This window comes from Cyanobacterium sp. T60_A2020_053, assembly GCA_015272165.1.
Classification (GTDB): Bacteria; Cyanobacteriota; Cyanobacteriia; order Cyanobacteriales; family Cyanobacteriaceae; genus Cyanobacterium.
The window spans coordinates 1-19,039 of record JACYMF010000110.1 but is presented as its reverse complement, the minus strand read 5'-3'; the positions used below and the strand labels follow the sequence as shown (position 1 = coordinate 19,039).

General features: G+C 36.5%; 17 protein-coding genes. 7 read left to right on the top strand and 10 right to left on the bottom strand.

Annotated elements, in window-relative coordinates; translation table 11 throughout:
* Nucleotides 1–330 precede the first annotated feature (330 nt).
* Complete coding sequence (locus IGQ45_14665; GenBank protein ID MBF2058413.1) at nucleotides 331–786, top strand: hypothetical protein; 456 nt, start codon at nucleotides 331–333, stop codon at nucleotides 784–786.
* An 83-nt stretch (nucleotides 787–869) separates the two neighbouring features.
* Here the strand turns inward: IGQ45_14665 and IGQ45_14660 are convergent, their stop codons facing one another.
* Both IGQ45_14660 and IGQ45_14655 read right to left on the bottom strand, forming a co-directional pair.
* Complete coding sequence (locus IGQ45_14660; GenBank protein ID MBF2058412.1) at nucleotides 870–1,061, bottom strand: hypothetical protein; 192 nt, start codon at nucleotides 1,059–1,061, stop codon at nucleotides 870–872.
* A 352-nt stretch (nucleotides 1,062–1,413) separates the two neighbouring features.
* On the bottom strand, nucleotides 1,414–1,551 hold the full coding sequence (locus IGQ45_14655; protein ID MBF2058411.1) for a ribbon-helix-helix protein, CopG family: 138 nt from the start codon (nucleotides 1,549–1,551) through the stop codon (nucleotides 1,414–1,416).
* A gap of 49 nt (nucleotides 1,552–1,600) precedes the next feature.
* Here IGQ45_14655 and tnpB point away from each other — a divergent pair, with 49 nt between their 5' ends.
* Nucleotides 1,601–3,055, top strand: a complete 1,455-nt coding sequence (tnpB, locus tag IGQ45_14650; protein MBF2058410.1) for an IS200/IS605 family element transposase accessory protein TnpB — start codon at nucleotides 1,601–1,603, stop codon at nucleotides 3,053–3,055.
* A gap of 12 nt (nucleotides 3,056–3,067) precedes the next feature.
* Here the strand turns inward: tnpB and IGQ45_14645 are convergent, their stop codons facing one another.
* Nucleotides 3,068–3,289, bottom strand: a complete 222-nt coding sequence (locus IGQ45_14645) for a hypothetical protein (GenBank protein MBF2058409.1) — start codon at nucleotides 3,287–3,289, stop codon at nucleotides 3,068–3,070.
* A gap of 326 nt (nucleotides 3,290–3,615) precedes the next feature.
* Here IGQ45_14645 and IGQ45_14640 point away from each other — a divergent pair, with 326 nt between their 5' ends.
* The 3 genes from IGQ45_14640 to IGQ45_14630 all read left to right on the top strand — a co-directional run bounded on the left by IGQ45_14640 (nucleotide 3,616) and on the right by IGQ45_14630 (nucleotide 6,691).
* Complete coding sequence (locus tag IGQ45_14640) at nucleotides 3,616–4,947, top strand: TrkH family potassium uptake protein (protein MBF2058408.1); 1,332 nt, start codon at nucleotides 3,616–3,618, stop codon at nucleotides 4,945–4,947.
* A 68-nt stretch (nucleotides 4,948–5,015) separates the two neighbouring features.
* Nucleotides 5,016–5,702: a TrkA family potassium uptake protein gene (locus tag IGQ45_14635; protein MBF2058407.1), complete on the top strand. Its 687-nt coding sequence runs from the start codon at nucleotides 5,016–5,018 to the stop codon at nucleotides 5,700–5,702.
* Between the two features lie 317 nt (nucleotides 5,703–6,019).
* The gene (locus IGQ45_14630; protein ID MBF2058406.1) at nucleotides 6,020–6,691 is read left to right on the top strand and encodes a lecithin retinol acyltransferase family protein; all 672 of its coding nucleotides are present in this window, start codon (nucleotides 6,020–6,022) and stop codon (nucleotides 6,689–6,691) included.
* A gap of 361 nt (nucleotides 6,692–7,052) precedes the next feature.
* Here IGQ45_14630 and IGQ45_14625 read toward each other — a convergent pair whose 3' ends face one another.
* Complete coding sequence (locus tag IGQ45_14625) at nucleotides 7,053–7,640, bottom strand: chorismate lyase (protein MBF2058405.1); 588 nt, start codon at nucleotides 7,638–7,640, stop codon at nucleotides 7,053–7,055.
* 237 nt (nucleotides 7,641–7,877) lie between these two features.
* Between IGQ45_14625 and trpA the strand changes: the two genes are divergently transcribed.
* Entirely contained in the window at nucleotides 7,878–8,687 is an 810-nt protein-coding gene (gene trpA, locus IGQ45_14620) for a tryptophan synthase subunit alpha (protein MBF2058404.1), read from the top strand.
* Between the two features lie 89 nt (nucleotides 8,688–8,776).
* Nucleotides 8,777–9,874 carry an FAD-binding oxidoreductase gene (locus IGQ45_14615; protein MBF2058403.1) on the top strand — a complete coding sequence of 366 codons (1,098 nt, stop codon included), beginning with the start codon at nucleotides 8,777–8,779 and terminating at the stop codon, nucleotides 9,872–9,874.
* A gap of 341 nt (nucleotides 9,875–10,215) precedes the next feature.
* On the opposite strand, the gene IGQ45_14610 is transcribed toward IGQ45_14615, so the two are convergent.
* The 6 genes from IGQ45_14610 to IGQ45_14585 form a co-directional block, all read right to left on the bottom strand.
* Nucleotides 10,216–10,518, bottom strand: a complete 303-nt coding sequence (locus IGQ45_14610; protein MBF2058402.1) for a HigA family addiction module antidote protein — start codon at nucleotides 10,516–10,518, stop codon at nucleotides 10,216–10,218.
* 6 nt (nucleotides 10,519–10,524) lie between these two features.
* Nucleotides 10,525–10,806, bottom strand: a complete 282-nt coding sequence (locus IGQ45_14605; GenBank protein ID MBF2058401.1) for a type II toxin-antitoxin system RelE/ParE family toxin — start codon at nucleotides 10,804–10,806, stop codon at nucleotides 10,525–10,527.
* Between the two features lie 269 nt (nucleotides 10,807–11,075).
* On the bottom strand, nucleotides 11,076–12,110 hold the full coding sequence (gene lepB, locus IGQ45_14600) for a signal peptidase I (GenBank protein ID MBF2058400.1): 1,035 nt from the start codon (nucleotides 12,108–12,110) through the stop codon (nucleotides 11,076–11,078).
* A gap of 86 nt (nucleotides 12,111–12,196) precedes the next feature.
* Complete coding sequence (gene mutS, locus IGQ45_14595; GenBank protein MBF2058399.1) at nucleotides 12,197–14,818, bottom strand: DNA mismatch repair protein MutS; 2,622 nt, start codon at nucleotides 14,816–14,818, stop codon at nucleotides 12,197–12,199.
* 508 nt (nucleotides 14,819–15,326) lie between these two features.
* Nucleotides 15,327–16,985, bottom strand: coding sequence for a Gldg family protein (locus IGQ45_14590; GenBank protein MBF2058398.1), 1,659 nt, complete (start codon nucleotides 16,983–16,985; stop codon nucleotides 15,327–15,329).
* Nucleotides 16,986–17,262: 277 nt separating this feature from the next.
* Nucleotides 17,263–18,450, bottom strand: coding sequence for a serine hydrolase (locus IGQ45_14585; GenBank protein ID MBF2058397.1), 1,188 nt, complete (start codon nucleotides 18,448–18,450; stop codon nucleotides 17,263–17,265).
* Nucleotides 18,451–19,039 lie beyond the last annotated feature (589 nt).

The window sequence follows — 19,039 nt, the reverse complement described above, 5'->3', positions numbered from 1 at the left end:
AAAATTTAAAAACAAGGGTGAATTAGTTAATGTAAATTAAATGCGTCTTAGCTTATGTCTTAATCCTTTGGAATTAATGTTTCCGATTTCCATATGCAGACTTGATATATTTTTAGGATTGAATATTAGACTTATTGCAAATTAAATATCTGCTTATTTTAAACTTTCATCAGGTAAAGAAGGAATTTTGTAAAAAACCTATATCACTATAACTCTAATACCTAAAGTAGCTTAAGGAGACTTCAAAAAATTAAACTCTACAAAACTTAACTTTTATCTTTGTCAAAATGTCTAAAATGGAAACAGACGACACACAAAAATAAATTACCTATGACCATTAATTTAAGTGAAAATAAAGTATGTTTGGATGATTACTGTGTATTTGGGATAGCTACTTGCTATTGGCGAGACGGCAACGAAATCAAAGAAATAGAAGTTATTGAGCCAATTCCATCAGCATATTTAGAAACTATGATGAGAGGGGTAGAAACTTCTTATCGCTTTGCTTGTGCTAAAACAGTGGGGGAAATTCTTGTTAATGATAACCTACAAAAACCCAGTGAGTTTCCCTCTCAAAGTCAATTTTGTGATAATTTTCAGGAAATTATGTTGGCTGCCACACGCACTTATAAACATAAGCCCAGCGCCCGTCACCATATCCCTTTAGGGCAACAAAAAGCTGATTTTAACTATTCCGTAGCGCGAAAAAGAATAATTAATAATGTCAAAGTTGTCTCTGATGATGATAACGTTAAACAACATTCCCACACCCATAAAATTCTTTAACACCCTTATCCTAAGAAAAAACCCTCTCTATTTATCCTTGCTAAAAAGGTAAATTGAGAAGGGTTGCAGTGAAAATTTCAAAATTAATAAGCTAAAGTTTCTAAGGTAGAACGAAGATACTTTTTAACTTGTTCATCAACATCAATATTATCCTCAACTTCTAATTGTTGCTCCTGTAACCACTGCTGAAAACCAGAAGTTTTAGCGATAGCTTGTTTGAGGTTTTGCCAAATTTCGTGATGGGCGCTGAAATTACCAAGAGTTGATGTTGCCATAAATAATTATCCTTGAATCTAGTGAATATAAAGTAAGGCAGTTAAAACTTACCCTGAAAAACCACTTTTTGATATAGATGAATCAACAAGTTAAGGTTTTGAAGATAGGTGATGATTTATTGTTTATAACTTTAATATAGCTTAACTCACTGATCACTTGATGTAACGAATAAGACAAGTTGTGATCAAATTTATCGAGCCGTCATTACAATTACACTAATACATTCAAATAACATAAAAAATTTGTTTTATCTAAATGTGCAAAGAAGACCCTCGCCATAAACTCAAAGACTTAATTGTTTTGGCGAGGGATGAATTTGCACCAACCAATAAACCGAACGTCAGTGAGTCCTTAATTTTCAATACTTTTGAGGGAACGGATAAATTCTCTCACTACATCCGTTTTTGTCCGTCCTGTTTTTTTAGCATATTTAATAAGCAACTTCATTTCAGACTCCTCAACTCTTACACTTAATTGAATTTTTGCCATTTTGTATAATAATATGATATACTGTTTCCATTGTTAGTTTAGCAAGAAAATGAACAAAGCATACAAGTACAAGTTGAAACCGAATAGCTCTCAGAAAGCCATGATGGTTAACTGGCTTGATATGCTTCGCTCTCATTACAACTATTGTCTTAGAGACAGGATAGAAAGCTATGAGCAAGTAACTCAACCCAAATTAGGGAATTACTGCGATTTAAAATCAAAAGCTGAATCTTGTCCTTTAACCTGCTCTGTATCTAAAAACTCACAATTAGGAGAGCCTTTTAAGGGGAGTAAAAAACGGAGTGCCTATGAAATGCAGTCTTCAGAATTGCCTAATTTAAAAAAAAATAGAAAATGGTATAAGCAAATCCATTCAACGGTTTTACAGCAAAATTTACGCAAATTAGATACTGCTTTTAAGAACTTTTTTAATGGTAGAGGATACCCTAAATTTAAGACTCGCCAAAGGTTTAAAAGTTTTAATTACCCACCAAATCAAGTTAAAATAAAAGGTAATAAAATCTATCTTCCTTCTATTGGATGGATGAGGTTTTTTCAGTCTCGTCAAATCCCTGAAGGTTTTAGTTTAAAATCGGTTACTGTTAGACAAAAAGCCAATGGTTGGTATGTTTCTATTTCCGTTGAGGATAAGTCTATTCCTCAGTCTCAACCAAAAGATTTAGATAAAGTTAAATCAGGAATAGGTTGTGACTTGGGGATAAAAAAATTGTTGGCATTAAGTAATGGTGAACAGATTAAAAATCCTCAATTTGAGAAGCAATTAGAAAGAACTAAAACCATTAGACAACGTAGAGCTAGTCGTAAAAAGAGAGGCTCTAATAATCAGAAAAAAGCCTTTCAAAAACTAGCTAGAATTGACCAAAAAATAGTTAATCAAAGAACTGACTATCAATGGAATATTGCTCATCATTTAGTTAGGTTAGCTGATGTCATTGTCTTAGAAGATTTAAACATTCAAGGAATGAGCAAAAGGTGCAAACCTAAACAAGATGAAAATGGGAAATATATTAAAAATAATCAATCAGCAAAAAGAGCATTAAACAGGTTAATTCGTGATTGCTCATGGGGTGAACTCAAATTAAAAATACAGTCGGTAGCTGAAAAGTTTGGTTGTATCGTTTTAGAAGTTAATCCTAAGTTCACATCACAAACTTGCTCAAATTGTGGACACGTTGACTCTACAAGTAGAAATAAAGAAAAATTTGTTTGTACTAATTGCGGATTCATTGCGGACGCTGACAATCAAGCAAGTGTAAATATTGGAATGAAAGGACTTGAAATACTTGGAATTAGTCAATCCAAGCTACTGGTGGAACATCAGAAAGTTACGGCTAAATCTGAATTAACAGATTCGAGAAATCGGGAAAAATCAATGACGTTAGTTGTTGAGCCTAGCAACCCTGTACAATTAAGTTTGTTTCAGTGGAGTAATGGTCAAGTAATTGGCTGTTCAGAATCCCCCACTATAGCCCGTAGGGTTTAGTGGGGGAGTATGTCAATTTCCTCCAGCGCCCGTCACCGCACCAGCAGAAGTAAAATTAAAAGAAACCAGTGGTTGGGCAATTACCCCCGAAATTAGTACATGAGGGTTAGGTGCATCCGTCAGCCGTAGCTTTACCCCGAATCTTAACGGGCGCTTGGGCGTAAACTTATTCGGTTTAGGGCTTGATGTGGATGATACTGGCGTAAAATATAGTACTGACTTAAACTTATTCAACGTTTCTACTTTGGTGGATTACTTTCCCAATGCTAAATCCGGTTTTCGTCTCAGTGCCGGAGCAATATTCAATGATAATAACATCATCAGTTTTAAGCGTTATTGAAAAAGGCAATGGACAATAGAAGGAATGCAGAATGTAGAATGTAGAATGCAGAATTCTAAACAATTCATTATAAATAAAATATTACTAGAAAATATTGAATTAACTTTATTTTCTAAATTCTAAATTTGATCTTCTCCTCTGCCTCCCCTTTATCCGATTTTTGATAAAGATGCGTAAATCCTGCTATATTTAAGCTAAATTTGAGCAAAAAAATGATTAAATGACTATCGCTCGTAGTATTTGTCTAGGATTTATTGCTGTTATCAGTATAGGTACAATTTTATTAATTTTGCCCTTTTCCACCAATAGCGGCGAATGGGGCAACTTCACCACTGCATTATTTACCTCCACCTCTGCTGTCTGTGTGACGGGTTTAATTGTCGTTGACACCGGCAGTTATTTTTCTTTTTGGGGACAATTATTTATTCTCGGTTTAATTCAAATTGGTGGCTTAGGTTATATGACAACCACCACATTTTTAATTCTGCTCATTGGTAAAAAATTTGATTTTAATCAAAAATTAGCCATTCAAGAATCATTTGATCGTCCTTTTTTACAGGGTAGTCAAAATCTTTTAAAATCTGTTTTTGCTACAACCATTGCCCTTGAATCTTTGGGTGCAATAGTTTTATTCTTAGTTTTTCAACAAGATTTTGATAATCAAAAAAGTCTTTGGTTAGCTATTTTTCATAGTATCAGTGCTTGGAATAATGCTGGATTTAGTCTTTTTAAAGATAGTTTAATTCCATATCAAACTTCTTTACCTCTTAATTTAATGATTAGTTTTTTGATTATTGTAGGAGGTATAGGCTATCAAGTAATTATTGAATTTTATTTTTGGCTATCAGGTAAATTAAATATAAGCAAGAAAAATAAATATAAATTTTCTCTCAACTTTAAAGTAGTTACTAGCAGTACATTATTTTTATTAATCTTTGGTTCAATTGCTTTTTTTATTACTGAATATAGTAATTTACTAGCGCCCTTCACCCTAGGGGAAAAAATAATCTTAGCATCTTTTCAATCCGTAACTACTCGCACCGCCGGGTTTAATAGTCTTGATTTAGGTGTTATGACTACCGCCAGTTTATTTCTAACCATCGGTTTTATGTTTATTGGTGGGAGTCCTAGTGGTACAGCAGGTGGCATAAAAACCACAACTTTGCGCATTTTGTTTGAAACCACCAAAGCTGTATTACAAGGCAAACAAGAGATAATTATGTTTGAAAGGGAAGTACCAGCATCTTTGATTTTAAAAGCCATGGCAGTAGTATTTGGCTCTGCTTTAACGGTCTTAATTATTACTTTTACCATCTCTTTTCTTCATCCTGACTTCAATTTCATTAATATTTTCTTTGAAGTGGTGTCAGCCTTTGCTACAGTGGGATTATCCACTGGTATTACGGCGGATTTATCGGTTGTCGCTCAATTCGTGATTATTTTAACGATGTACATTGGACGAGTTGGAGTATTATTATTTATGTCTGCTATGGTAGGCGATCCTCGTCCTACACGCATTCAATACCCCGAAGAAAATCTTTTAGTTGGTTAGTCATGAGTTCCAGTAAACCCTCTCCCAATAGCAAAAATCAACGGTCTAAGGGCATTTTTAGCCTTGACATGAGTTCGTTAAAATTTCTCACCAATTTACGCAAGGAAACTCGTCAATTTGCTGTTATCGGTTTAGGAAGGTTTGGACGTGCGGTGTGTGAAACTCTTTATAATATGGATTATGATGTTTTAGGAACTGATATTGATGAAAAATTGGTGGCACAGGTATTAACCGATAAAATCGCTTCTAGTGCCATCCAGTTGGACTCTACAGAGGCAAGTGCGCTCAGGGAAGCTGGTATTTTTGAATTGGATACTGTCATTGTTGCCATCGGTAATTATTTAGAAGAAAGCATTATTACTACTCTTAATGTGAAGGAAGCAGGAGTTAAGTATGTGGTAGCAAAGGCTTCATCTGCTATGCACGGTAAATTATTAAAGAAGGTGGGCGCTGATTTGGTGGTATATCCTGAGTACGAGGCAGGCTGTGAGTTAGCTTATACTTTGACGAAACCGGGCATTTTAGACCGTTTTGAGTTAGACCCTGATAATAGTATTGTGGAAGTATCTATTCCCGAAGAATTTGACGGTAAAACCCTCGCCGAAATAAAAATCCGTAGTCGCTTTGGTTTAAATGTATTGGCTGTGGGCAATGATGATAAGTTTGTGATTAATCCTCCCCCTCAATTTGTTTTACAAAAAGGTTTATCTATGGTGGTAATTGGTTCTAATAATGACATCAACCGATTACAATAGATATGGTTGGAGGGCGCAGTTCATAGCCTTATTTACAGCTTTTAGCTCAGATATGAGCGAAATCTATTCATTCTATTATGCTCTTTACACTTTTTGTGCATTAACTAATTTACTTGACGTAGGTAGTTACCAAAAATCCTGAAAGTATTACTCCTGTTGCCTTTTTAACTCACTTAATTGCCATAATCGATCTAAATATTGCAATATTTTTCTCCTTTCCTTATTTAAAAGAACAATTTATCATACTGAAAGTAATAGAGCCATATTAATCATTAATTTGAGTAACAGTTTTATGTGAAAAGTGAGGTAATTAGATAATGGCAAGAGGAGATCAACTGTACGTTTGGCGACAATTTGCTAATCTTGATGGTGTTTATCAACATCACGGCATCGATATTGGCAATAATGAGGTGATACACTACCGTAAACCTAGTGAAGTGGTTGAGGTAACTTCATTACAGATATTTCACCGTGATAATCCTGTGTATGTGCGCTCATATCCTGATGGTTTCTGTTTTATCGATGATATAGTCATCAGTCGTGCTTATAGTCGTCTCGGCGAAAATGAGTATAATTTAATGTTCAATAATTGTGAGCATTTTGCCACTTGGTGTAAAACAGGGGTGAGTGAAAGTCAGCAAATTAAGGAGTTTATTCCCTCTATCGGTAATATTGATGTATTTAATTTATTTCAACCCATGGGAAGGGCGCTGGATGCGACTAATCCTCGTCAAAGAGATAAAATTGTTAAAGATGCTCTTGATAAGATAAAAGTAGTTTGGCATCAATTACAACCACAATATACCCAAGCCTTAGCTGAGGTAGAAACATGGGAAAAAGTGGCACGTCAGGCATTAAGTCAAAACCGTGAAGATTTGGCGCGGAGGGCGCTGGTGCGTAAGCGTCAAGCCCAAAATGAGGTTAATCGTTTACAAAAAGATTTGGAAAAGTTAGCTACTATGACGGAAGGATTAATACAAGCGAAATAAACAATGGATAATTGAGGATTTACGCACCGAGAATTACAGCAGTTTTCATTTCCTTAAACCACACTTTGGATTATTACAAATACTATCTTTGCGTCTTTGCGCATCGAGGCGAGACACAAAAAACGTGGTTTATTCATTTGAAATGCGCTGTAAGTATTAATATCAAGTTCAGATGATTCGTTTAAAAAAGATTATATCTTCGTCCTATACCCCACCGTGTAATGAATTACACGGAACCAACAGGTTTCCGTTCAATAAATTGAACTAAGATGTTGATATTACTGACCTGTAAGTGATCAAGACCTCTTTTCTCTACCCTAATCAAAAATTATTGAGACAAAATGGCGATTTATCTTTCTCCCTAATTTTGTGGACCTAAATAACGACATAGATAAGGAGAAAAAACTTCATAAATAAGGGTAAGAGGTTGGCGACGATGCCAAAATAGGTAATGTCTGCCCCAAAAAGGTCCTTTTTCGCCAAATCCTTTCTCTAATTCTGCATTATTGCCGTAATAAATGCCTCTAACATCTCGATATAATTCGGTATGTAATTTTGATAAACTCTCCCAAATGGGTAGCGCCCGATTTTCCAAATACTCATCAACGTTATTGGCTTCCCACCATGAAGAAGCATAGGCTAATCTTTGCCCAGAAGCGGTAGTTAACCATACTTGCCTTCTGAGTTTGGGATTTGGCACTCTGGCAACGTCATCAGGGGCGTTATCTTGAGCCATACCAATGATTGACATATCAATAACATCTACGGCGGTTTTTTCCCCTGTTAATAGTCTGAGATGCCGTGTGGGTGAGCCATCACCTAATAATAGTATCTGCCAAGGGGGCGCTAGTTGTTCATGGGGTAATCCAGAGGTTATTTCTTTTTCTCCTCCTTGCCAAATGGGATCGAGGGAATGCCAATTTTCTTTAACGCTAGAAACTTTCAATATTTTTGCTTTCTTTACAAAACTTAACTTTTATCTTAGCAAATTCTGGTCTTCTACCATAGCCGAAGTTTGCAAGGGTTGAATAATATTCAACCCCTACGAGGTATTAAACATTTTTGATTTTCGGGCTAGAAGCCCAATATACGATAAAAAAGTGCTATTTTTTGGACAAGTCTAATGAATTTTGACCAGAAAACAGTATTATTAATGGGTGATAGTAAAAAGTTAAACGTAGTTTAGATGACCTCAGTTTCCCAATGTTTCGCTAATCTCAAACAGCAGGGGCAATGTGCCTTAATTCCTTTTCTGACGGCTGGAGACCCTGATTTAGATACTACTGAAAAAGCAATTTATCTACTGGCTGAAAACGGGGCAGATATGATCGAGTTGGGTGTGCCTTATTCTGATCCTCTTGCTGATGGTCCAGTTATTCAGGCGGCGGCCACGCGCGCTTTACAGCGGGGAGTTACTTTAAACAATGTATTAACTTTAGTTACAAAAGTAAATCAAAAAATTACCACACCAATAATTCTTTTCACTTACTATAATCCCATTTTTCATCGAGGGGCAGAAAATTTTTTAAGTTATATCGCTGAAGCTGGGGTTAAGGGTTTGGTTGTACCTGATTTACCTTTGGAGGAGGCGGAAAGTTTTTTGAGTTTAGCGGAATTTCATGGCATTGAGGTAACTTTATTAGTAGCGCCCACCTCCCCTCTCAGTCGTATTGAAGCTATTGCTAAAAAATCTCAAGGTTTTATTTATTTGGTGAGTGTGACGGGGGTAACGGGAATGCGCACTCAAGTGGAAAGTCGTGTACAAGATTTACTGGAAAAATTACACTCTACTACGGATAAGCCTGTGGGTGTGGGTTTTGGTATTTCTGAACCTAGTCAGGCTACTCAGATGAAGGAATGGGGCGCTGATGGGGTGATTGTGGGTAGTGCTTTTGTTAAACTTTTGGCTGACGGCAATCCAACTCAGGCTTTGCAAAATCTTGCTAGTTTTTGTCGTGAGTTGAAGGGCGCTGTTTCAATGAATTATGAATTATGAATTATGAATTATGAATTATGAATTATGAATTGTAATGCTCCGCTTCTCCCTTTTTTCCTTTACTTCCTGTCAATATAATATGAAAATCCATGCAAAAAGTCGTCATTATTGGTAGTGGCATTGTGGGTAGTGCCATTGCTTTTGAGTTAAGCAGTAATCCTAATTTAGATATTACTTTGATTGACCACAAACCGCCGGGGAGTGGGGCGACGGGCGCTGCTTTAGGGTTATTAATGGGAGTAATTAGTCAAAAAACTAACGGTAGAGGATGGCGTTTAAGGGAAGCCAGTCTTCAACGTTACGGCACTCTTTTGCCGGAGTTAGAGGAGATGACGGGGGTTAAAATTCCTTACAATCAAGATGGCTTGGTTAAGTTACTTTTTGCTGGGGATGATGTGGCAAAATGGCAAAAGTTAGCGCACACCAGAGCAAGTCAAGGTTATCGTTTGGAGGTATGGGATCAAAATCAGCTAAAGTCTCATTGTCCTGAAGTTGATGTTTCTCAAGTTATCGGTGCGGTTTTTTCCCCTGATGATTTACAAATTCATCCTCCCTTTTTAACTCAGGCTTTGGTGAAGGGCGCTGGTTTAAGGGGGGTTAAATGCAATTTTGGCTTAAAAGTTGATAATTTTGTTACAAGGGCAGTAAATGGCGATAATAATAAGGTTTGCGACAAGGTTTTAATGGGGGGTGTATCCCTTGATGCTGATTGGTTAATTTTAACGGCTGGTTTGGGTAGCGCCCCTCTCACCAGTTTATTAGGGGTAGAATTACCCATGAGCGCGGTATTAGGACAGGCTTTGTTAGTTAAGCATAATCAATGGCACACGGCGGGGGATTTTAACCCAGTGATTACGGGGGATGATGTGCATATTGTACCCATGGCAAATCATGAGTTTTGGTTGGGCGCTACGGTGGAGTTTCCCCAAAATGAGGTGATTCCTGATCAAAAATTATTAGATGATTTACGGCGGAGGGCGCTGGGTTTTTGTCCTTCCCTCAATACTGCTCCTGTCATGTTATCATGGACAGGCAAACGTCCTCGACCTGAGGGGAAGGGCGCTCCTGTTATTGAGAAATTATCAGGTTATGATAACGTTATTCTCGCTACTGGTCATTATCGTAACGGTATTTTACTAGCGCCGGCCACCGCCCAACAGGTAGCGCAGATAATAAATAATGAATAATGAATTACTATTATTGAACCTCCCCGACCTAAAGGTGCGGGGATTCCCATATAGACTCTTATCTAGGCTTGGCTTTGTAGTCTTACCCCCGACAGAACGCCGTTACTGGGCTGTTTAATTACGGTAGTCCCTACCGCACTTGTTTGTTTTTTTTAGTCAGCCCACATTATTGGTTACTGCTATGCTAATCATAGCACAATAATGCCCTAAAGAGAAGGGTTTTAGACCCACTATTTTCTGATAATTTGTAAAAATTTAGCTACATATACCAACAAAATAGCTTAACTAAATTATATTTTCATTATTACTGAATTCACTCTCTATTCGTCATTTTATTTTTATCAGATGCTTATCGTTTTAACCTCTGAATTAATAGTCTCTTCTAATTTATCCTTAGTAATTTCCAAATCATATTTTAATTGTAAATTAAGCCAAAATCTTTCGGATAATCCAAAATATTTAGATAATCTCAAACCAATTTCTGTAGTAATAGATTGTTTTTCTAAAATAATTTCTTCAATTAATTTTAAAGATAGATTAATATCCTTTGCCAATATTGGCGTAGTTAAATCAAGAGGTTTAATAAATTCTTCTAGTAAGATTTCTCCCGGATGTATTGGTTTTAATTTTTCATTCATCGTCATTTCACCTTAATGATAATCAACAATTTGTACGTCAAAAGCATTTCCTTCCTGCCAAGTAAAGCATAAACGCCATTGTTCATTTATTCTAATACTATATTGTCCTTCTCTGTCTCCTTTTAATTTTTCTAAGCGATTACCCGGTGGAATTCTTAAATCTTCAACCTTCTCGGCTGCATCTAAAATACTTAATTTTCTTTGTGCTATTTTTTGAATTTGTGCTGGTAAAGAAGAGGAAAATTTCCTTAAAAATATTTTTTCTGTTTCCTTACACTGAAAACTTTTAATCATTTTAGTTTTTAATTGACTTATTCTAAGCAATCACTTCATAATATCATATGCCCTTTAATACCAATCAATAACTATTCAAAAATATCTAATTGAGTCATCACATCCGCACTATTCTCCTGCTGAGAAGGCTGTAATTTAGTGATATTTTTTCTCAAACCGATGGCAATTTTACTATGCTTTTCGATTTGACTCATTACCTGCTTTGCCCGTTTAATTACCACTCTTGTTAATCCTGCCAATCTACCTACTTCAAAGCTAAGTATCTTTATTTACTTTATTTTTCCACTACGTTCAAAAGGATAATATATTTTAGTGGCTTTTCCAATAATGTTTTGTTTTGGAACAAAACCCCAGTAACGACTATCATAACTGTTATTTCGATTATCTCCTAACACAAAATAACTATCAGATGGTACAGTTACAGCACCAAAATTATAATCATTTTTTTCCGTGATATAGTTTTCTTCTAAGGGTTGGTCATTTATATAAACTTGATTATTTTCTACCTCTACTTTTTCATTGGGCAATCCAATAATTCTCTTTATAAAATCATCTTTATATCCTTCTTTTTTCAAGTTATCTGTTGCCTCAAAAACAATAATATCCCCCCTTTGAGGATTATCTAAATGATAAATTAATTTATTAACAACTAATCTATCATTTATTTGTAAAGTTGGTTCCATTGAAGATGCAGGTATATAACGAAATTCTGCGACAAAAGTTTTTAAAGAAAAACTAAACATAATAATAAGCAATGGACTGACAATACTTGAAATACAAATTAAAATAATTGCAGAGTATATTTTCTTTCTAGTATTATTTGTTACAGTATATAAATAATAAACTATCAAAGGAGATAAAAAAAATAATGATAATCCTGCATGGGGAATAAATGTGATTACAAGTAAAGTTAATCCAATAGATATTTTTCCTGAATAAATAAATCCAAAACCTAAATTTATTCTAGCTAAAAATATTGCTAACCAAGAATCTTTTTCTTCTTTTCTTAGTTTTTCAAATTCTAAAGTATTATTTTTGACAGTTAATTTATAGGCATCAATAGAACTAACTATAATCGATATTATAACAGCTACAACAAAAGAAATAAGTTTGATTAAACTGCTATGAGAATCAATAAACCATAAAAAAATAGAACATAAAAAAACTATAGTTAAAGTAATAAAAAATAATCCTCTAAAGGGATAACCAGCATAAAAATGACCTATACCGGGAAATATTAAGGATAGATTAACCGCTAACCAAGGTTCTTTTCCTTCTAGTTGATTTGATTCATTCGCATTCATAATACAGAAGAGATAATTGTGTAAAAATAGTACTAAATTTATTGTATCTTCGATATATTTGATTATAAATCATAATTTTATACCAATTATTCAAAAATATCTAATTGAGTCATCACATCCGCACTATTCTCCTGCTGAGAAGGCGGTAATTTAGTGATATTTTTCCGCAAACCGATGGCAATTTTACTATGTTTTTCGATTTGACTCATTACCTGTTTTGCCCGTTTAATTACCACTCTCGGTAATCCTGCCAATCTTCCTGCTTCAATACCGTAAGATTTATCAGCGCCCCCCGCCTTTACTTCATGTAGAAAAATAATCTCATTTTCCAGCTCTTTTACAGTTACTTGATAATTAGCCACATTATCTAAAATAGATGCTAATTCGTTCAATTCATGGTAGTGAGTGGCAAAAATAGTACGGCTTTGTATTTCAATAGCGAGATATTCAGCCACCGCCCACGCAATGGACAAACCATCAAATGTGGCTGTGCCGCGCCCGATTTCATCTAATAATACCAAAGATTTTGCCGTGGCATGATTGAGAATATTTGCCGTTTCATTCATTTCTACCATAAAAGTAGATTGCCCCGTGCCAATATCATCTACAGCGCCCACCCTCGTAAAAATACGATCACAGATACTTAATTTCGCGCTATCAGCAGGAATAAAACTGCCGATTTGTGCCATTAATTGAATCAAACCCACTTGACGCAAATAACAACTTTTACCACTGGCATTCGGACCTGTCAAAATGATTAAATCTGGTGCTTTTTCTGTACCTAAATTAGCAGAATTAGGCACGAACATTCCAAAACCTAATAACTTTTCTACCACAGGATGACGACCATTTTTTATTTTTAAAATTCTATCTTCTGTAATGTCAGGGCGGTGGTAATCCTGATAAACAGACAACTCAGCTAAACCAGTCAAGACATCCATAGCTGAAATAGCTTGAGCAACTTTTCTAATATTGTCAGTTTTTTCAGCTACTAAAGAACGTAAATTAACAAATATTTCATATTCAAATTTGGCCAGATTATCCTTAGCATTTAAAATGCGATTTTCTTTCTCTTTTAACTCTGCTGTAATATACCTTTCTTCATTCAATAAAGTTTGTTTACGTTGGTAATTTTCGGGCGCTAAATCAGCCTTAGAGCGAGGCATACTGATATAATAACCGAAGGTTTTATTGTAACCCACCTTCAAATTAGCCACCCCCGTGCGCTGTCTTTCCGTCACTTCCAAATTAGCCAACCACTCCTTATCCCCGTCAATGAGGGTGCGCATATCATCCAACTGTTGATTAACGCCATCTCGGATAATTCCCCCTTCCTTGACGTGTTGGGGGGGAAATTCCACCAAAGCATTAACCACCTTTTCCCCTAAACTTTCCAACTCAGGAGGCACTTTTTGCAACGCCTGAAAATAAGGTGATTTGCCTTCCTTTGCCAACTCCGCCAACTCCCGTAATTTTAACAAAGAATCCGCTAAATTAAGTAACTCCTTGGGGTTAGCTGTACCAGCGCCCACCCTCCCCGTAATACGTTCTAAATCATATATACTCTTGAGTAAATCTCGGATAGCTTCGCGCAACGGCAAATTATCGATTAACTCAGCGATGGTATCTTGACGGGCAATAATTCCCATTTTATTGAGTAAAGGTTGCAATAACCATCGTCTCAGCGCCCTCCCCCCCATAGCAGTACAAGTACGGTCTAAAGCCCACAGTAAAGAGCCATGAAAGGTATTATCACGCACTGTGCTAGTGATTTCGAGGTTTCGTCTAGTGGTGCTATCTAGGACTAAATAATCGCTAATATTATAACTGCGAAGTAATTGCAACGGCACTTGATTAGCTTTTTGGGTATCCTGCACATATTCCAATAATCCTCCGGCGGCGCGAATAGCTAGGGGTAAATTTTCGCACCCGATGCCTTCCAAAGATTTGAGCTTAAATTCTAACAGTAATAAAGGTTTTGCTTCATGAATATCAAAAGGTTTTTGTTGCCGTAAAGAATAACAAAAACAGTCGGGCAGAAAATCTGGTAAATCAGCGCATTTTTGCCCCGGACGAAGTATCCTGTTAAGGTCAGGGGCGCTGGTAGGGTATAATATTTCCGCAGGTTGTAATCGTAATAATTCTGTGTGGAGGGCGCTTAAATCTTGGCTTTGAGTGGTGAAAAATTCCCCCGTAGAAATATCTGCATAAGCCAAGCCCCAATGCTCTTTTGCCACTACTACTGAAGCGAGAAAGTTATTTTTTTTTGATGATAACATTTCTTCCTCCGTAATGGTACCGGGGGTTAATAGCTTCGTAATCGCTCTTTTTACTAATCTTTTTTCTGCCGAAGCGGTGGCGGAATCTTCCACTTGATCGCATATGATGACAGAGTAACCTTTTTCTACTAATTGTCTAGCATAACGATCTAAAGCGTGATGTGGCACACCAGTCATGGCAATTCTACCGACATTCTTACCGCCATCTTTACTGGTGATAACTAATTCCAACTCTTGGGCGATGGTGACGGCATCCTGAAAAAAGCACTCGAAAAAATCGCCCACTCGATACAATAATAAAGCATTAGGATATTGCTCTTTAACTTCCACATAATGCTGATACATGGGCGTTAATTCTTGAATGTCAATGAGGCGATAATCTTCTTGGGGAGTATTTCTTGTGCCGATATGGGATGAGGATTCCGTCATTATTTAACTATATTTTTAATTGCCTCTATATTTTATCTCAAGTTTTCTCATCGTCATCTTTGACATGGACAATGGATAATTAATTCTTCACCTACTCATTAATATCAAGTTCGGATAATCCGTTATAAATAGATGGTATCTTCGCAATTTCCCTACCGTGTAATGAATTACACGGAACCAACAGTATGACGTTCAATAAATTGAACTAAGATTATGTTGAATTGATTCATAAGTAAGTGGTGCTTAAAAAGTATTTTGGTGAGGGGTGGGAATGTAGAATGTAGAATGTAGGATTTAGAATTTTTTATTGGGATGGAAAAAAATACAGTATTTTTTGGGAAAAAAGGCTATTTTTGGCACTTTTTAAACATTTTATCGTACTTAAAACCTTTGTTTTAAAAGGGTTTTGATTTATTCAGCAAACCCTAAGTAATCAAACAGACTTGATATAATTCATAATTCATAACTCACAATTCATAACTCATAATTCATAACTCATAATTTCCCCTCACCTTTGTCGCCACCATACCAGCGCCCCTCCCCCCATGCCGAGAAGTGGTAAAATGACTAAAGCTAACCAAGAAACGAGGGAAACTTGCCAAGGGGAAGGATTAAGACGACGATTGGTGGTAGTTTTAGGTGCGATCGAAAGGGCATTTTCATTATCTTCTCCTAACCACGCAACGGCATTGGCAAATAAATCGCCGTTAAGTTGTTGCGATAACCAACCGTTGGTAGCAAAACGAGCGTTACCTAATACTACCATTTTGGTTTCTGCAGGTAATTTTTCAGTAGGGGTAGTTTCTGGAGAAGGAGGATTATTTAGAGTTGGTGGTAAGGGTAAACCTCCTTCTGGGATGACTTCTTCAGGGGGAGTTTCGGGATTTGCCGGGATAATCTCTGGAGTTGGGGAGTCGGCGACAGGATTTTGTTTAACTAAAGCATAACCGAGATTAAGTGGACCGGGTAAATCTTCCCCTTCATCAAATTGAATGGTATCGGTGCTTATATCCTTTTCGCTCCAAGTTTGAGCGCCCGTCACCATTAAAGGGGATACTTCGATGTTATCTTGAGGAGAGGAAATCAGCGCCCGTGCGTTGGGAAATAAGGTAATATTACCAGCAAAATCCGTTGTGATGGGATGGCTACCATATTCTACTACAAACACCACCGCCGGACCCAAACCGAAAATCTCCCCAGCGCCCGTGGCATCCACCACCAAACCATCATCAAAACTAATTCCCCACTCGGTTAATAAATTAGCTAGGGGTATATCTGTATTAGCATCCACCATTAATAGAAGACTTCCGCCTCTCTCTACATATTGCTGTAAAGCGTTAACTTCTCCTTGTAGTAAAGGGCGAGGGGCGCTGGAAAGTATTACCACATCAGCATCAGGGGGAATTAAAGGGGAAGTAGTTAAATTGAGGGGTTGCACTTGATAACCGTTACTGATTAAACGATTTACCCCATCAGCAAAACTATTTTCTCCAGCTTCTACTGTAGGTTCGCCATGACCTTGAATTATGTATATCATGGGGCTAGAAGGGCGCTGGATGCTATTAATTGCCCTGGTTAATTCTACTTCCGTTAAGGGATTTTCAGGGGAAATATTTTGTACTAATTGCTGTCTATCTTCGTATTTTATATAGACTTCTCCGGCTCTCTGTACCCCAAATTGTTGTGCTAAACTGAGGTTAATTTGCGGATCGACATATTCGTAACTAAATTGGTTACTCTGACGGCGATAATTTTCTAATAATGCTCTATCGTTGGGGTTAGGGGCGCTGTCAAACACATATATTTGTATTGGTTGGGATAAATTTTTAACTAATTGTTGAGATTGAGGGGAAAGGGTAAATAGTTGATTTTCAGTCCAATCTACGCGCCAACTATAAGTAAAACCGAGATAATTTACTAAGATAAAAATTACTGTCACGGCAAGGGTAGCAACTAGGGCATTCGTACCAGCTTCTGTGCTTCTTCTTTGCCAAAACCCTTTACTTTGATAAAGATAAATGCCGATGGTAAGTAAAAAAAGAATAGCCCCCACTGCGATAAAGGTTAAAGCGATAAAATCGTTATTCTGGGTGAGTATGTTTATAACTATCCCTGCTGATAAAAAGAGGAGGGCGCTGGAAAAAAGATAAATTAGGTATTTTTTCATTTCGATTGTTGATTATCCATTAGACTTCAAGCAAATTAGGGAGTTGGTTAATTGAAAAATCAAACACTTTTGATTACAAAAAATATCTTATCTCAAGTTCGTTTGATCGCCTATAAATCAATTAAAAAGCAATCTTAGTTCAATTTATTGAACGATCGGACCGTTGGTTCCGTGTAATTCATTACACGGTGGGAAAATATCGCAGATACCAACACCTAAATTCGGGCGCTTATGCCCGAAATACGATAAAAAATGTTCTTTGAAAGGATGTCAATTATCAATTATTTCTTGGTTCATACCATTTAAAATGTTGGTAAGTAGTGCGAGATATATCTTGAATTAAAGTCCTACCTCTGACATCATTGTAAGGGCGCTGGACAAATACCGCTCCAATGTATCGTTTTCCGCTAGGAATATCAATAATTCCTGCATCCCCCAATATAATGCCAATATCTCCCGTTTTATGATAAATTATAGCTTCTGGTTCTAATCCTTGAGGTAAAAGAGTTCTTGTTACTACCCTTTCCATAATATTTAACATTCTGTCTCTTGAGCGCAAAGAAACTAAATCCCCTTGATTAACTTTCATTAGTAATTGTGCCAAATCACGGGCGCTGGTGGTGTTAGTGCCTTCCATATCAGGAAGATAATTATTAATTACCGTTGCTTCTAAACCCCATTCCTTAAATCTTTGATTGAGTGCTTCAGCGCCCCCCACCTTTTCAATTATCATATTAGTGGCAGTATTATCACTATTAATCATCATTTCTTCTATTACCTTTAAGGCGGTGTATTGAGTGCCAAGGGGTTGATATTGCATATTTCCGGCTTCGGGCGCTTTGGTGGCTTCTGTCATGGTTAACATTTCATCTAGTCTTACCTTTCCGGCATCCACATCTTGCAAAAAAGCGACTAAAATAGGGGTTTTGATGGTACTAGCTGCCGCCACAGGGGTGATACCGTTAAGATTAACAAAAGCGCCGTTATCTAAATCCACAAAGAAAGCGCTAGTTTTTAAATCTTGATATTCTGCCGTCAATTTCAATAGTTTTTCTCGTAACGGCATTAATTCTTGGCTGAAGGCGAGGGGCGCTGGGGTAAGATTATTATTGGTTGCAGTGACTGTATTATTTGGTGGCTTAACTTCTTCAGTAATTTTGCTTTCTTCTGCCGTTTCTGAGTTACTAGCCTCCGAAGTGAGAAAAGGAATTTTGACGGTAGGAAATAGTGGTTTGGTTAAATCAATATTAGCCAAAATAGTTCCAAAAATACTGCCAATTCCCACCCCAACTATTCCCAAGCGAAAAATATAATTAAATATTGTATTGAATAAACTTTCAGGAGATTTGGGCAACGAATTAGATTCCATCTGATTTTTTGAGTTGACAGTTTTTAGTCTGACAACTTTCCTTCTTTTATTCAAATCTGTTACGTTTCTTTCTGTATTTGAGTGATTATTCGACATAACACATTGGGTTTTGCTTGGGTTTGGAGGGCGCTTTTAATTTTAGCTGATTTTATATCATAGTGTAATTTAATAGACATCTCCAACAATTAGAATTTTACGCCCCGCCGGTGAAATCAGGCATCTTGCCTGTATTTCTGGAGAGCAGGACTTACGCAAAAGACATAATATATAGAAGAGGATTTTAACTCTTTTCTTAGGTAATTATCCAGCAAAGAATGTTTAATGTGATAAATAGGGTTTGCTGAAAAAGTATTTTGGTGAGGGGAAGTGTCAGGTTTCAGGTGTCAGGTGTCGCGGTAAAATCCTTATAAATTAAAGAGTTAAGCCAAATATTTATTTTCCATAAATTGCTCACTTGTATCAATAGTTTTTGATTTGGAAGAACAAAATACAGTATTTTTAGAGAAAAAGGGCTATTTTTGGCACTTTTTTTGAGTTTCATTATGCTTAAAACTTTTATTTGACACGAGTTTTGATTTATTCAGCAGATCCTATAATAAATTTATCAGTTTGTTATAATATACATTGTGTGTGCGATTCGTTCAGTCCAAAAGTTAAGGTTGAAATACCTGAAACGTGGGATTGG